This window comes from Nocardia harenae NBRC 108248 (genome assembly GCF_001612885.1).
Taxonomy (GTDB): Bacteria; Actinomycetota; Actinomycetes; order Mycobacteriales; family Mycobacteriaceae; genus Nocardia; species Nocardia harenae.
This window is the reverse complement of record NZ_BDBH01000004.1, coordinates 1,075,361-1,089,750: the sequence shown is the minus strand read 5'-3', so window position 1 is coordinate 1,089,750 and position 14,390 is coordinate 1,075,361. Positions and strand designations below refer to the sequence as shown.

The 14,390-nt window shown below is 74.0% G+C and carries 14 protein-coding genes and 1 pseudogene; 11 read left to right on the top strand and 4 right to left on the bottom strand.

Annotation, left to right across the window (positions count from 1 at the left end):
* Positions 1–15: 15 nt before the first annotated feature.
* From NH2_RS11155 to NH2_RS11110, 10 genes are all read left to right on the top strand, one after another.
* Entirely contained in the window at positions 16–1,053 is a 1,038-nt protein-coding gene (locus tag NH2_RS11155) for a glycosyltransferase family 4 protein (RefSeq protein WP_067652588.1), read from the top strand.
* Positions 1,050–2,204, top strand: coding sequence for a glycosyltransferase family 4 protein (locus NH2_RS11150; protein WP_067652220.1), 1,155 nt, complete (start codon positions 1,050–1,052; stop codon positions 2,202–2,204). Before NH2_RS11155 ends, NH2_RS11150 begins: the two co-directional genes overlap by 4 nt.
* On the top strand, positions 2,201–3,673 hold the full coding sequence (locus NH2_RS11145; RefSeq protein WP_245650508.1) for a lipopolysaccharide biosynthesis protein: 1,473 nt from the start codon (positions 2,201–2,203) through the stop codon (positions 3,671–3,673). Before NH2_RS11150 ends, NH2_RS11145 begins: the two co-directional genes overlap by 4 nt.
* The gene (locus NH2_RS11140) at positions 3,670–4,674 is read left to right on the top strand and encodes a CgeB family protein (RefSeq protein ID WP_067652217.1); all 1,005 of its coding nucleotides are present in this window, start codon (positions 3,670–3,672) and stop codon (positions 4,672–4,674) included. The genes NH2_RS11145 and NH2_RS11140 overlap by 4 nt, the downstream gene beginning before the upstream one ends.
* A gap of 9 nt (positions 4,675–4,683) precedes the next feature.
* Positions 4,684–6,060, top strand: a complete 1,377-nt coding sequence (locus NH2_RS11135) for a hypothetical protein (protein WP_157103690.1) — start codon at positions 4,684–4,686, stop codon at positions 6,058–6,060.
* Complete coding sequence (locus tag NH2_RS11130; protein ID WP_067652215.1) at positions 6,057–7,556, top strand: hypothetical protein; 1,500 nt, start codon at positions 6,057–6,059, stop codon at positions 7,554–7,556. Before NH2_RS11135 ends, NH2_RS11130 begins: the two co-directional genes overlap by 4 nt.
* The gene (locus NH2_RS11125) at positions 7,553–8,881 is read left to right on the top strand and encodes a glycosyl hydrolase family 28-related protein (protein ID WP_067652213.1); all 1,329 of its coding nucleotides are present in this window, start codon (positions 7,553–7,555) and stop codon (positions 8,879–8,881) included. The genes NH2_RS11130 and NH2_RS11125 overlap by 4 nt, the downstream gene beginning before the upstream one ends.
* Position 8,882: 1 nt before the next feature.
* Positions 8,883–9,482 carry a YdcF family protein gene (locus NH2_RS11120; RefSeq protein ID WP_067652210.1) on the top strand — a complete coding sequence of 200 codons (600 nt, stop codon included), beginning with the start codon at positions 8,883–8,885 and terminating at the stop codon, positions 9,480–9,482.
* Between the two features lie 9 nt (positions 9,483–9,491).
* Positions 9,492–10,820, top strand: coding sequence for a glutamate-1-semialdehyde 2,1-aminomutase (locus NH2_RS11115; protein ID WP_067652207.1), 1,329 nt, complete (start codon positions 9,492–9,494; stop codon positions 10,818–10,820).
* A 94-nt stretch (positions 10,821–10,914) separates the two neighbouring features.
* Positions 10,915–12,045, top strand: coding sequence for a glycosyltransferase (locus NH2_RS11110; protein WP_067652204.1), 1,131 nt, complete (start codon positions 10,915–10,917; stop codon positions 12,043–12,045).
* A 53-nt stretch (positions 12,046–12,098) separates the two neighbouring features.
* Here the strand turns inward: NH2_RS11110 and NH2_RS11105 are convergent, their stop codons facing one another.
* Positions 12,099–12,317 (bottom strand): Rv3202a family protein, encoded by a 219-nt coding sequence (locus NH2_RS11105; protein ID WP_067652201.1) that lies wholly within the window; start codon positions 12,315–12,317, stop codon positions 12,099–12,101.
* Positions 12,318–12,488: 171 nt separating this feature from the next.
* The gene (locus tag NH2_RS11100) at positions 12,489–12,941 is read right to left on the bottom strand and encodes an Hsp20/alpha crystallin family protein (protein WP_067652198.1); all 453 of its coding nucleotides are present in this window, start codon (positions 12,939–12,941) and stop codon (positions 12,489–12,491) included.
* Between the two features lie 144 nt (positions 12,942–13,085).
* Here NH2_RS11100 and NH2_RS11095 point away from each other — a divergent pair, with 144 nt between their 5' ends.
* Positions 13,086–13,454, top strand: a complete 369-nt coding sequence (locus NH2_RS11095; RefSeq protein ID WP_067652580.1) for a MerR family transcriptional regulator — start codon at positions 13,086–13,088, stop codon at positions 13,452–13,454.
* 96 nt (positions 13,455–13,550) lie between these two features.
* Here the strand turns inward: NH2_RS11095 and NH2_RS28685 are convergent, their stop codons facing one another.
* Positions 13,551–13,859, bottom strand: a complete 309-nt coding sequence (locus NH2_RS28685) for a hypothetical protein (RefSeq protein ID WP_157103689.1) — start codon at positions 13,857–13,859, stop codon at positions 13,551–13,553.
* A 75-nt stretch (positions 13,860–13,934) separates the two neighbouring features.
* Positions 13,935–14,057, bottom strand: a pseudogene (locus tag NH2_RS30450) (DUF8820 family protein); the annotation flags it as partial.
* Positions 14,058–14,390: the final 333 nt, after the last annotated feature.

Below are 14,390 nucleotides of genomic sequence, written 5' to 3'. Positions count from 1 at the left end.
GCGCCGCGGGTGCACATGACGGGGTCGGAGTGGTTCGGCTCGGCCCCCGGCGGGCTGAACCGCTACTTCACCGACCTCTACGCCGCGCTGGCCGGTCGGGCGGACGTCACCGTCGACGCCGCGGCCTTCGGCGAGGCTCCCGCGGGCGCCCGCTCCTGGGGCCCGACCGGTGGCTCCACGCTGCACCGGGCGCGCACCGCCTACGCGGACGGCCCCGCCGAAAAGGTCGTGCTGGACCGGCATTTCGCGCTCTACGGCCCGCCCGCGCGGCGCGGCGCCGCGCTGGTCGTGCACTTCCACGGCCCGTGGGCGGCGGAGAGCCGGATGGCGGGGGAGGGCGCCGCGGCCACCAGGGCCAAGTACCTGCTGGAGCGGGTGCGCGCGCTGCGCGCGGACCGGTTCGTGGTGCTCTCCGGGTACTTCCGCGATCTGCTGGTCGCCGACTACCGGGTGCGCCCGGAGCGGGTCACCGTTATCCCGCCCGGTGTGGATCTGGCGCAGTTCCGCCCGGCCCCGCCGAGCGCCGAGCCGATGGTGCTCTGCGTGCGCAGGCTGGAGCACCGGATGGGGATCGATGTGCTGCTGCGCGGCTGGCCCGCCGTGCTGGCCGCGCACCCGGCGGCCCGGCTGGTGATCGTCGGCACCGGCACCGCCGAGGCGGCGCTGCGCGCGCAGGCCGGGCCGCTCGGCGCGAGCGTGCGCTTCGCGGGCCGGGTGAGCGATGCCGAGCTGACCGGGCTGTACGCCGAGGCCGCGCTCACCGTGGTGCCGTCGGTGGCGCTGGAGGGGTTCGGGCTGATCGCGCTGGAGTCGCTGGCGGCCGGGCGGGCGCCGGTGGTCACCGCCTGCGGGGGGCTGCCGGATTCGGTGCGCGCGCTGGACGATTCGCTCATCGTGGCTCCGGGCGACGCCGAGGCGCTGGCCGCCAGGCTGGTGGCGGCGCTGGACGGCAAGCTGCCGGACGCCGAGGGCTGCCGCGCGCACGCCGAGACCTTCTCCTGGACGGCGGCCGCGGACCGGCACGTCGCGCTCTACCGGGAGCTGAGCGGATGATCGACGCCGTCTTCCTCACCCATACCGCCGCGCCCTCCGGCGCCGAGCTGGCGACGCTGCGGCTGCTCACCGCGCTGCGCGCGGACGCGGCGGTGCGGCCGTCGGCACTGCTCACCGCCGACGGCCCGCTGGTCGAGCTGCTGCGCGCCCGCGACATCCCGGTCACCGTGCAGCGCAACGACTTCGACAGCCGCTCGCTCACCATCGCCGGCTCCGGGCCGCTGCGGCTGGCAGGCGGGGCACTGGAGCTGGTGCGGCTGGGCCGCGCCCTGGGGGACACACTGCGCCGCGCGGACGCCGATGTGGTGGTCGCGCAGAGCACCAAGGCGCTGCTGATGGGGGCGGTAGCGGCGCGGCGGGCCGGAATCCCGCTGGTCTGGCAGGTGCACGACCGGATCTCCGCCGATTACTTCGGCCGGGTTCTCGCGTTCGCGCTGCGGGTGCTCGGCCGGTGGGCCGCGCGCGGGGTCGTGGCCAACAGCCGCGCCACCCTGAGCACCCTCGCCACCCGGCGCCGGCCCGCCGTCGTGGCGTACCCGGGCATCGAGGACGCCGCGCTGCCGCCGCGCGCCCCGCAGCGCCCGGCCGCGCAGGTGCGGATCGTGATGGCGGGCAGGCTCACCGCGTGGAAGGGCCAGGACGTGCTGCTGCGCGCGCTGGCGCTGACCGCGCACCGCCCGGCCGCGGTGACGCTGGTCGGCGGCACCTTCTTCGACGAGGAGGAGTACCGCGCCCGGCTCGCGGTGCTCGCCGCCGAGCTGCCCTTCCCGGTCGAGTTCACCGGGCACGTCGCCGATCCGGGGCCGTACCTGGCCGACGCCGACATCGCGGTGCACTGCTCGGTGACCGCGGAGCCGTTCGGCCAGGTCGTGGTGGAGGCCATGCGCGCGGGGTGCGCGGTGCTCGCCGCCGATGCGGGCGGCCCGACCGAGATCGTCCGGCCGGAGGTGGACGGGCTCCTGGTCCCGCCCGGCGACCCGGCCGCGCTGGCCGCCGCGCTCGACCGGCTCGCCGCCGACCCCGCGCTGCGCACCCGGCTCGCCGCCGCGGCCGTCGAGCGGTCACGCGACTTCGGCATCGATGCCACCGCGGCCGCGGTCACCGGGCTGCTGGCGACCGTCACGGGGCGGACGGCGGTGCCCGCGCCGTGAACCGCTACTCCGAGGACACCGTTCCGATCCGGATCGTGCACCGGCACTACCCGGTGTCGCTGGACGGCATGCGGATGCCGGAGTACGACCCACCCACCGAGGTCATGCCGGCCTTCACCGACTGGCCGACGCAGAAGCTGCCGATCATCACCGTGGCGCCGCCCGCCGAGCCGGCGTCGCGGCTGCGCGAGCTGCTCGGCGTGGTCCGCGACATCGCCTACGTGAGCTTCGGCAAGTACGGCCAGTACCTGGTGACGGTGGCGACGCTGCCGCTCATGGCGCGGGTGCTCGGCACCGAGGGGCTCGGCCTGCTCGCCGTCGGGATGTCGTCGTACTTCATCGGCTCGCTGCTGGTCGACCTCGGCATCACCTCGTACATGGCCGCCCGGGTGCAGGAGTCCAGCGAGACCAGGAGCCCGGCCGAGCAGCGGGCCTCGATCAACCGCACCCGCGGCACCTACCTGGCGATCCGCGGCGGCATCCTCGGCGTGGTGATGCTGGCGCTCGCGGTCGTGCTCGCCGCGGGCGCGCCGGAGTATCTGCTGATGATCGCGCTCGGGCTCTTCGTCGGCGGCGTCTGGTCCATGTCCGAGGACTGGCTGCTGATCGGGCAGGGCCGGTTCGGGGCCTCCACGGTCTACCAGGCGGTGGCGCGGATCGCCTACCTGCTGCTGCTCATCCTGCTGCTGCCGCGCATCCCGACCGCCGAGGTGGCGCTGCTCTGCCTGCTCGGCAACTCGGTGCTCTGCGTGGCGCTGACCTGGTGGGACACCTGGCGCGGGTTCGGCCCGCCCGCGCGGCCGCGCGGGGTCGCGGTGCTGCTGCGCGCGGCGGCGCCCGTGGTCACCGGGCGGCTGCTGGTGACCAGCTACGGGCAGGGCTCGGCCACGGTCTTCGGCTCGGTGCTGAACGCCGCCTCGCTCGGGCTCTACTCCGCCTCGGACCGGCTGGTCCGGGCGGTGCAGTCGCTGCTCGACGCGATCGGCTTCGCGCTGCTGCCCCGGATGGCCAAGCGCGGCGGCGACGAGCGCTTCTGGCCGGACGCGCTGCGCGCGCTCACCGTCTGCGTGGGGCTGGCCTGCGCGGCGAGCGCGCTGCTCTGGCTGCTCGCGCCGGTCGCGGTGCCGCTGATCTTCGGCGACGAGTTCGCCGAGGCGGTGGCGGTGCTGCGGCTGGAGGTGCTGATCCTCCCGGCCACCACCATCACCTCCTTCATCACCACCGCCATCCTGCCCGTGCGGCAGGACACCGTCGGCGTGCTGATCGGCGCGCTCGTCGGTACCTGCGTGGCGGGCGTCGCGCTGCTGATCGCGGCGCGCACACACTCCGTCTGGACCCTGGTCGGCGGCATCGTGGCCGCCGAATTCGCCGTAGCACTCTGGTATCTCGCGCGCACGCGCGGGCTGATCGTGCGTGAACGCACCGCGGGCGAGGTACTGCCCGCCGGCGCGGAAAGAAGGACGCGATGAAGATCCTCTTCGTCGGCGACGACTGGCTCGGCAGCAACGCCCGCTCGCTCGCCGAAGGTTTCCGGCACCTCGGGCACGAGGTGATGGTGATCGACTCGACGGCGGCCACGCTGCCGCCGCGGCTCTCGCCCTCCTGGCTCTACGCCAAGTCGCACGAGCAGCGCGCGCCGTGGACCGTCGACCGGGTGCACCAGCGGCTGGAGCGGGCAGGCGCCGAGCTCCGCCCCGACCTGGTCTTCGGCTTCAAGTCGGTGCACCTGGACCAGCGCAGGCTGCTCGACATCCCGGCCGCGCTGCACGTGCACTACAGCCCGGACGACGTCGCCAACCCGCAGAACACCACCCCGGACTATCTGGCGCACGAGTCCGAGTGGGATCTGGTGGTCACCACCAAGCGGCACAACCTGCGCGAACTGCTCGCCCGCGGCGCCAAGGAGACGCTCTTCGTGCGCAGCGCCTACGACCCGGCCTGGCACCACCCGGCCGCCAAGCGCACCACCCGCCAGTACCTGGTCGGCTTCATCGGCGCCTGCCGCCCGGACCGCCGCGACGGCATGGTCTCGCTGGCCCGCACCTACGGCGCGCAGCTGCTGGTGGCCGGGCCGGGGTGGCGCCGGGTGCGGCGGCTGCGCACCACCCGCGCCGAGGTGACCGGCGGCGTCTTCGGCGAGGACTTCTCGATGACCGTCGCCTCGGTGACCGCGAACCTGGTGCTGCTCAACTCCGACAACCGGGACACCCACACCTGCCGCACCTTCGAGGTGCCCGCGGCGGGCGGGCTCTTCGTCGGCGAGCGCACCGACGAGCACGCCGAGCTGCTGGACGACGGCGCCGAGGCCTTCCTCTTCTCCAGCCGGGACGAGCTGGACGAGATCCTGGAGCGCTGCGCGCTCTTCCCGGACCAGGCCACCAAGGTCGCCGAGGCGGGGTACCGGCGGATCGTCGAGGGCGGGCACAGCTATGCCGACCGCGCGCGGGAGATCCTGAATGCGCTCGACTAGGGTGCCGGAGTGCTGATCGGCAACACCCCGCTGATGATCATCGTGGCAGCGCTGGTCACGATGGTGATCGCCGCGCTGCTGCTCTCCGGCGTGCTCCGGGTGCTGCTCATCGCGCAGGCGGTGTACTGGGCCATGTCCTACGTGGCGCGGCCGGTGGTGCTGCTGCTGGTGCAGCCCGCGGCGGCCTTCGGCGACAATGTGGCCGACCCGCGGCTGGTCGCGCTCGGCTACGACCGCGGGATCGAGAAGGCGCTCACCCCGGTGGCGTTCGGCCTCGTCGTCTACGCGCTGCTGCTGCTCGGCTACGCGCTGTGGTCGCGGCGGCGCGGCCGCGAGCCGCGCCCGGTGCCGCTCGCGGGCGACCCGGACATGATCGGCACGCTCGCCGTGCTCTATGTGCTCGGCACACTGGCCCGGTTGGCCAGCGTCGCGAGCGGGTCGGCGGGCGCGGCGGGCGAGGTGGCCAGCGCCTCGCCGGTGCTGAGCCTGCTCGCCATGCCCGCCACGCTCGGCGCGGTCGGGCTGATCGTGCTCGCCCGCCCCGCGCGGAACCGGGACACCCTGCTGCTGCTCGGCTTCCTGGTCCTCGGCGAGCTGTGGTGGACCACCGCCATCCAGTCCAAGACGCCGGTGCTCGGCGCGGCGCTCGCCGTCGCGGTCCGCTTCGCGCTCACCGGCTGGACCGGGCAGAAGGTGCTCGGAATCGGCGCGGTCTCGGTGGCGGGGATCGTCGGCTTCGACTGGCTGCAGTCGCTCAAGTCGACGCCGTACCTGCGCGCCCAGGCGGCCTCGGTGGACGCCGCCTACCCGGAGCCGGTGCGGCCCTTCCTCGGCCTGCTGCGCCGTTTCGACCTGCTGGAGGCGGCGACCGACGCCTACTTCACCAAGCCGGGCAGCTGGCTCACCCCGGATCAGGTGATCACCGCGCTGGCCCGCAGCCTGGTGCCGGGGCAGCTGCTGCCCGGCGAGAAGCTGCAGGCCGGGACGGCGTGGGCGACCGACGTGCGCGGGGCGTCGGTGGACATGAGCCAGGTCTCGGTCTCGCTGGCCGAGGGCAGTATTCCCGAGGGGTACGTGCTCGGCGGCTACGCCGGGGTGGTGATCGGGGTGATGGTCACCGCGATCGTGCTGATCGCGTGGTCCCGCGCGCTGTACGCGCGGCACCTGGTGCCGGTGCTCTTCGGGATCGGGCTGATCGAGGTGCCGGTGGTCTTCGAGCGCGGCATGCTCGGCACCGCCGAGACCCTCGGCAAATATCTGCAAGTGGTGGTACTGGCCTGGATGGTCCGCCTCGCGGTGGGCGAATGGCGGCGGCACCGGGAACGAACGACGGCGCCGGTCGCGGCAGGAGTCCCCGTGCCGGTGGGAAGCGAAGGAAAACAATGAGGGAACTCTCCGACTACCTGGCGATCGCGCGCCGCCGCTGGCCCGTGCTGCTGGCCGGGCTGGTGCTCGGCATCGCGCTGGCGGCCTTCTCGGCGCAGTCGGCGCCGAAGTCCTACAGCGCCACCAGCACGGTGTACGTCTCGATGGCGACCGGCACCTCGGTGGCCGACTCCTACCAGGGCGGGCTGGCCGCGCAGCAGCGGGTGCGCTCGTACCTGGAGCTGGTCGGCAGCGACTACGTGCTGGACCGGGTGATCGGCCAGCTCGGGCTCGGGCTCACCCGCGACGAGCTGCGCGGCATGGTCAGCGTCGACTCGCCGCCCGCCACCTCGCTGCTGCGGATCACCGTGACCGACACCCAGGCCGAGCGCTCCCGGCTGCTCACCGACGAGACCGTCTCGCAGTTCCGCGCCCTGGTCAGCGAGCTGGAGACGATCGAGGACACGGCCGCGCCGCAGGCGCGGGTCGCCGTCGTCGACCGCGCCGAGCGCCCGGCCGAGCCCGCGAGCGGCAACACCACGCTGCTCGCGCTCGGCGCGGTCGGCGGGCTGGTGCTCGGCGGCGGCGTCGCGCTGCTGCTCGAGCTCTTCGACCGCAGAGTGCGCACCGGCGCCGACCTCGCCCCGCTGGGACGGCCGGTGCTCGGCTCGGTCGCGCTCGGCACCGCCTCCGAGCGCGACGACCTGCGCGCGCTGCGCTCCCGGCTGCCGGAGGCCACCAAGACGGTGCTGCTCACCGGCATCGGCGCGCACTCCGAGCCCGCGCTCGCGATCGGGCTGGCCGGCGCGCTGGCCGCGACCGGCAGCCGGGTGCTGCTGATCGACGCCGACACCACCCGCACCGGCTCCTCGGCGCTGCTGCCCGCGCCGGAGATCGACTGGCCCGTGCGCAACGGCGTGCCGGAGCCGCAGCCGCAGCCCGACCTGGCGCTGGTCGGTGCGGGGGAGGGGCCGGAGAACGCCGCCCAGCAGACCACCAAGCTGGATCTGCGCGCCATCCCGGAGAACAAGCCGGAGCCGGAGAAGGTGCCGGCCTCGCTCTCGGCCGCCTGGCACACCGGCGGGCTGGCCGCGCTGCTGCGCGGCGACGGCTCGGTGGAGGACGCCGTGACCCCGTGGCCCGGCGGCAACTTCTCGGTGCTCCCGCTCGGCGCCGCCGACGGCCAGACCTCGGACCTGCTCGCCTCCGGCAAGTTCGTCGCGGTGCTGCGGGCGGCCAGGGAGAAGTACGACCACGTGCTGATCGACGCCGCCGCCCCCGGCGACACCGCCGACGCGGTCGCGCTGGCGAGCCGGGCCGCGAGCACCGTCGGCGTGGTGGTGCTCGGCGACGCCCGCACCGACCGGGCCGCGGCCGCGCTGGCCACGCTGACCGCGGCGGGCGCCACCGTCACCGGGCTGGTCACCGTGAACACCGGCCGCGGCTGGTGGCAGCGGCTCACCCGGCGCGGCCCCGGGCGCACCGCGCCCGCGGCGGAATCCGGACAGGAGCAGTGAGTGGTGTACGGCGGCGGCACCTGCTCGCCGCGACCCTCGGCGCGGCCGCGGTGCCGCTGGTCGCCTGCGAGGCGCCCGAGGCACCGGCCCGGACCGGGCCGGTGAGCCCGACCGTGCGCGATGTGCGCGAGTTCGGCGCCGTCGGCGACGGCAAGGCCGACGACACCGCGGCCATCGCCGCCGCGGCGAAGACCGACGGCGCGCCGCCGGTGCTCTACCTGCCCGCCGGCGACTACACCGTCACCGCCTGGCCCGACCTGCCGGACGGCGCCGTGATCTACGGCGACGGCGCCGACGTCACCACGGTGTTCTGCGAGCAGGACACCACCCTGGTCTCGCTGACCGACAAGCAGCGGATCCGCTTCTCCCGCATGGGGTTCTACCTCACCGGGGAGAACTCCACCGCGATCAAGCTCAGCAACTGCTTCCGGTGCAGCTTCGACCAGGTGCTGGTGCGCGGCAACCACATCACCGAGAACCACCCCCGCTACCTGCGACAGCGCGGCGTGGTGCTGGACAGCAACACCGGCGGCACCGCGTTCATCGACTGCGACATCAACAACTTCGGGGTCGGCATGGTGACCTCGTGCATCCAGAACTACGTGACCTCCTCCAAGTTCACCAGCAACTGGGTCGGCGTGCTCGGCACCGGCAACGACCACAATGCCGGGCTCGCCATCAGCAACAGCGAATTCGTCTCCGACAACGACCTGACCACCACCGACCGGCACATCCTGATCGACGGCGCGGCCAACAACTGGTGGCTCACCAATGTCTGGTTCGAGGGCGCCGAGGTCGCGGTGCAGGTCGGGGTGGCCGGGCAGGGCGGGCCGTCGCAGTTCGGCATGGTGAACTGCAAGGCCTCCGCGCGCTCGGTGGTGCTCGACCTGGTGCACTGCCGCCAGCCCTACCTGGCCAACATCGCCTTCGACCCGGACCCCGGGCGGCGGCCGGTGGAGCTGCGCATCGACCCCGAGCGCTGCCCGGAGGGCACCGCCGTCAACCTGGTCTCCAGCGCGGGCGAGGACATCGACGCGGGCGCCTTCCCCGAGCACTGGCAGGTGATCGGCCGCGGCCGCACGCACCGCCCCAGCTTCACCGGGACGGTGACCGCGCAGGCCGCGGGCGACGGCGAGATCCTGCGCGCGCGGGCCGCCGACGGCGCGGCGGTGGCGTCGGTGCTGCCCAACGGCGCCTACGTCTCCGACCGCGCGGACGCCGGAGTGGTGCTGCGCGACCCGGAGGGCGGCTACTGGCGGCTGGTGGTCGCGCCCGGCGGCGCGCTGAGCACCGCCCCGCTCGGCAAGGATCGGCCGGCCCGCTGACATGACCGCCCCGCGCCCCGCCCCCGCCGACCCCGCGCCCGCCTCCGGGCCGCGGTGGCCGGTGCTGCGCCGGGTGGCGGTGCGGCTGGCCGGGCTGCTGCTGGTGCTCGGCGCGCTGACGGTGGCCGGGCTGCCGGTCTTCGTGCACCCGCAGGTGGACCCGCTGCGCCCGGCCGACGCCATCGTGGTGCTCGGCGGCACCCCCTACGAGCGCTTCGACCTCGGGCTGGAGCTGGCCGAGCGCGGGCTCGCGCCGGAGCTGGTCATCTCCGCCTCCACCGGGTTGACCGACCCGGTCATGGCGAAGTACTGCGCGGGCGAGCATCCGTTCCGGGTGTCCTGCTTCGAGCCGGAGCCGTGGACCACGCAGGGCGAGGCGCAGGAGATCCGGCGGCGGGCGGCGGCGGAGGACTGGCGGCACATCATCGTCGTCACCTTCACCCCGCACGTCTCCAGGGCCAGGTACATCGTGGGCAAGTGTTTCGGCGGGGAACTGACCATGGTGGCCAGCCCGAGCCGCACCGACCTCCCCTTCACCGCCTGGATGTACATCCGCCAGAGCGCGGGCTATCTCAAGGCTTTCACCGAGATCGGCTGCTGAGGAGCGAGCATGACGGACTTCACGCGGAGCAACGCCGCGCAGGCGCGGCTGCACGAGCTGGTGCCCGGCGGCGCGCACACCTACGCCAGGGGCGCCGACCAGTACCCCGAGGGAATGGCGCCGGTGCTGGTGCGCGGCAGCGGGTGCCGGGTGACCGACTGCGACGGCAACGAGTTCGTCGAGTACGGCATGGGGCTGCGCGCCGTCACGCTCGGCCACGGGTACCGCCCGGTGGTCGACGCGGTGGCCGCCGCCATCGCCGGGGGCAGCAACTTCTCCCGCCCCACCGTGCTCGAGCTCGAGGCCGCCGAGGACTTCCTGGCGCTGGTGCCCGCCGCCGACATGGTGAAGTTCGCCAAGAACGGCTCGGACGCCACCACCGCCGCGGTGCGGCTGGCCAGGGCCGTCACCGGCCGGGTGACCGTCGCGGCCTGCGCGCAGCCCTTCTTCTCGGTGGACGACTGGTTCATCGGCACCACTCCCATGTCGGCGGGGATTCCCGCGCCCGGCACGGTGTCCTTCCCGTACGGCGACGCCGCCGCGCTGGAGGCGGTGCTGGCCGGAAACCAGGTTGCCTGCGTGATCATGGAGGCCGCGACCGCGCTGCACGAGCCGCCACCCGGCTACCTCGCCGCGGTGCGCGCGCTCTGCGACCGCTACGGCGCGCTGCTTGTCTTCGACGAGATGATCACCGGCTTCCGCTGGGCCGCGGGCGGCGCGCAGGCGGTGTACGGGGTCGCGCCCGACCTGTCCTGCTGGGGCAAGGCCATGGGCAACGGGTTCCCGCTCGCCGCGCTGGCAGGCAAGCGCGAGTTCATGGAGCGCGGCGGGCTGCGCACCGACGAGCGGCGGGTCTTCCTGCTCTCCACCACGCATGGCCCGGAGACCGGCGGGCTCGCCGCGTTCCGCGCCGTGGTGCGCGCCTACGCAGGGACCGACCCGATCGGCCGGATGGAGCGCGCCGGGCAGCGCTTGCGCGCCGGTTTCGAGGCGGTGGTCGCCGAGCTCGGCGTCGGGGAGTACCTGCGGGTCGCCGGGCGGCCGTCCTGCCTGGTCTTCCAGACCTTCGATCCGGCCGGGCGGCCCTCGCAGGAGTTCCGCACGCTGTTCCTCAGCGAGCTGCTGCGCCGCGGCGTGCTCGGCCAGTCCTTCGTGACCTCGGCCGCGCACACCGACGCCGATATCGACCACACCGTCGAGGCGGTGCGCGGCGCCGCCGCCGTCTACGCGCGCGCCCTGGCCGCGGGGTCGGTGCACGGCCTGCTCGACGGCCGCCCGGTCGCCCCCGCGCTGCGCGCCACCGCAGCGCCGCGGCGTCTCGCGGAGGTGCTGCGATGACCGCGCAGGCGCGCGGGAGCACCCGGATCGCGGGCTTCGACTCGACGGCACCGGGGCGTGGACGCGCGCCGCGAACTCAGCACGGAGGCACACGATGACCCAGCCGCGAATCGCCCTCGTCCACGAGCGCTTCACCGAGTACGGCGGCTCCGAGGCCGTCGTCGGCGAGTTCGCCCGCGCCTGGCCGCAGGCCCGGGTCTTCGCCCCGCTCGTCGACCCCGCCGCCGCCCCCGACATCGCGCACCCGCCCTGGGACACCATCGAGACCACCTGGCTGAACCGGCTGCACGCCGCCACCGGCCGCCGCTCGCACGCCCCGCTGCTCCCGCTGGTGCCGCGCGCGCTGCGCGGGCTGCCGCTGCGCGACTTCGACGCCGTCGTGATCAGCCACCATGCCTTCGCCGTGCAGGCCGCACTCGCCACCGACGCCCCGGTGATCGCCTACGTGCACAGCCCCGCCCGCTGGGCCTGGGACCCCGCCTTCCGGGCCCGCGAGGCGAGCGGCCCGCTGGGCCGGGCCGCGCTCGCCGCGCTCGGCGTGCTCGCCAAGCGCGCCGAACTCGCCGCCGCACCGAATCTCACCGGAGTGGTGGCGAATTCCCGCGCCGTCGCCGACCGCGTGCGCGACTGGTGGGGGCTGCCCGCCTCGGTCGTGCACCCCCCGGTCCGGCTGGACCGCTTCGCCCCCGACCCGGCCGTCCCGCGCGAGGACTTCCTGCTCTTCGCCGGCCGCCTGGTGCCCTACAAGCGCCCCGACCTCGCCGTCCGGATCGCCCAGCGCACCGGCCGCAGGCTCGTCGTCGTCGGGGACGGCCGCTACCGCCGCCAGCTGGAGGCGCTCGCCGGCCCCGAGACCACCTTCCTCGGCGCCGCACCCGACGATGTCCTGGTCGACATGTACCGCCGCTGCGCCGCACTGCTCATGCCGGGCGTCGAGGACTTCGGCATCGTCCCCGTCGAGGCCATGGCCTGCGGCGCGCCCGTGCTCGCCGTCGGCTCCGGCGGCGCGCTCGACACGGTGCTGCCCGGACTCAGCGGCGCCCACGTCCCCCCCGGCGACGACGATGCCGTCGTCGAGGGCTTCGCCGAGGTCCTGCGGAGCCACGATGCCGCCGCCTATGCCCCCGCCGCCGTCCGCGCGCACGCGGAGTCCTTCGGCCCGGAGGCCTTCCGGGCCAGGATGGTGGCGGTGGTCGACGAAGCGCTGCAGGCCAGCCCGGTCTGACCCCGCTCAGGTCTGGCGCTGCGGCTCCTACCGGGGTGCTGCGGCCGGAGTGGTCACGAGGCGAGGGTGTAGTCGTAACCGTCGTCGTCGGTGGGCACGGTCCAGGCCTGATCGATCCGGTCGGCGAGGTCGGCGGTGTCGAACGCGGTGCGTATCCGCTCGGCGAGCGGGTGCAGCGCGATGGTGTCGAGACCGGATTCGGTGTCCGCGGGGATGACCGGTGTGTGCTGGGCGGCGCGGTCGAGGTCGCTGCCTGCCGGGATGGGGGTCATGGCTACCTCCTCGGTTCACACTGGCGCGTCAGAGGGAGCCGGGGCGGGCCCGTGACCGCCGGGCCCGCCCCGGAAGGGGAAGAGTCGTGACTGCGAATCTCGTACTGGTCATTCGGGACGGGCATCACCTGCCTTCGGCTCGCCGGGCGGGTTGCCGCGGGCGCGGCCGGGTCAGGAAGAGGCCGAGGCCAGTTCCCTGGTGTCGTGCTCGCGCTCGCTGCGGATGATCTCGATCTTGCGGGGCTTGGCCTTCTCCGCGACCGGGATGGTCAGCCGCAGGACCCCGTCGCGGTAGTCGGCGCGGATTCGTTCGGTGTCGAGGCTCTCGCCGAGGAACAGCTGCCGGGAGAAGACGCCGCGGGGACGTTCCGAGGCGATCATCGACCGCCCCTGGTCGAGCTGCGGACGCTCGGCCCGCACGGTCACCACGTTGCGTTCGACATCGAGGTCGAGGGAATCGGGGTCGATGCCGGGCAGATCGAACTCCGCCACGAACTGCTCGCCCTCGCGCCAGGCGTCCATCGGCATCACCGCCGGACGAGCCGCCGTGCCGAACACCTGCTGCGTGAATCGGTCCAGATCCCGGAACGGATCGGTACGCATCAGCATGGTCGCCACCTCCACTACTCCTTCTCTCACTCTGGGTGTGGTGCCAGGTAATCTCTGGCACCTGGCATAGATATTTTCTAGCACTCACATCACTGGAGTGCAAGTACTCCGAGTAGATAATCTAGAGACGGCAGTGGAAGGCGGTGCATACGGTTGACGATCGACAGGGACGACGGCGGAGCGGTCGTGCCGGGGCCGGATCGGGCGGTGTACGCGATCTCGGTGGCGGCCGAGCTGGCGGGGATCGCCGTCCAGACGGTACGGCTCTACGAGCAGCACGGGCTGATCACCCCGGCGCGCAGCCCCGGCGGTACGCGGCGATACAGCGGTGACGATCTGGTCCGGTTGCGCCGGATAGCGGAGTTGTCCCGGCGAGGGATCAACCTCGCGGGGATCGGGCGGATCCTGGACCTGGAGGAAGACAACGCCGCGCTGACCGCCGAACGCGATCGGCTGCGTGCCGATGCCGACGGCGCTCCGCCCGCCACGCCGGGGCACGAACCGAACCGGCATGCAACGGCCTGTTGACGGCGAGCTCCTGCTGGAACGGATTCCGGTCCTGCCGGCCCTGGCATCGGCACCGATCGCCCGCCGCGCCGAGACTGGCTGCGTACGCTGCCGTGATCACCGCGATCCGGGGCAGCCGGTGGACGTCCCTTCGGCACGAGTCGATCGGCCGTCGCCGCGATGACCTTCGGCACTGCGGCGCGCGGCCGGAGCCGTGGTGGCATGGAGGCGACGAACTCGAGCAGGAAGGCGGGCGGCCGGGGGCTCGTGCTGGCCGAGCACGGCGTCGAGCAGGATGGCGCGGATCTCGCTGTCGATCCGGGCGCCGGTGTCGGCCCAGCGGGTGGCCCAGCCGTCCGGGCCGCGCTCGGCGGCGAGCCGTGCGCGCTCGGCGGACCAGGGCCGGGTGCGCACCCGATCACGCACGGAGACACCGGGATTCGTCAGCCCGCGGACGGCGGTGACGGCAGCCGATCTCGGTGCCCATCGGGGCTTCCGCTCTCAGTCGGTGACGGTGCGGATGGCGGACGGGGTGTACTCGCGCTGCCGCACCACCCGGTACCAGCCGCGCGGCAGCGGGATGGCGGCGTGCTCCTCGTGGCTCAGCCGCCCGCCCCTCGGGCAGGTGCAGCATCCGCTCGGCGCCGGTGCGCACCAGCTTGCCCGGCGCCACCAGGGCGTGCGCGTGGCCGGTTACCTCGCCGAGCGCCGGCACCAGCCCGGCCGCGCGCGTCCCGCGGCTCGCCCGCGGCGTCGATCGCGTGCTGCGGCATCGACTCCTCCCGCACCGGCACGATCAGGACGTGTCACTGTCGGAACACGGCTTCTCCCCGCACTGTTCGCCGACGCCCGTCGCGCCGGTCTCGGGAATGAAGGTATTGCGGGTACCGACAGGTCGCGGCCGGAATTGGGGTACGGCCCTACTCGTGTAGCAACCGGTGCGGGCCCCTAGCGTTT

Bases quoted from the DNA above. Each gene is read 5' to 3' on its own strand.
- NH2_RS11130 (WP_067652215.1), top strand. From the start codon at position 6,057: ATGAGGGAACTCTCCGACTACCTGGCGATCGCGCGCCGCCGCTGGCCC.
- NH2_RS11150 (WP_067652220.1), top strand. From the start codon at position 1,050: ATGATCGACGCCGTCTTCCTCACCCATACCGCCGCGCCCTCCGGCGCC.
- NH2_RS11115 (WP_067652207.1), top strand. From the start codon at position 9,492: ATGACGGACTTCACGCGGAGCAACGCCGCGCAGGCGCGGCTGCACGAG.
- NH2_RS11110 (WP_067652204.1), top strand. From the start codon at position 10,915: ATGACCCAGCCGCGAATCGCCCTCGTCCACGAGCGCTTCACCGAGTAC.
- NH2_RS11140 (WP_067652217.1), top strand. From the start codon at position 3,670: ATGAAGATCCTCTTCGTCGGCGACGACTGGCTCGGCAGCAACGCCCGC.
- NH2_RS11155 (WP_067652588.1), top strand. From the start codon at position 16: ATGACGGGGTCGGAGTGGTTCGGCTCGGCCCCCGGCGGGCTGAACCGC.
- NH2_RS11105 (WP_067652201.1), bottom strand. From the start codon at position 12,317: ATGACCCCCATCCCGGCAGGCAGCGACCTCGACCGCGCCGCCCAGCAC.
- NH2_RS11120 (WP_067652210.1), top strand. From the start codon at position 8,883: ATGACCGCCCCGCGCCCCGCCCCCGCCGACCCCGCGCCCGCCTCCGGG.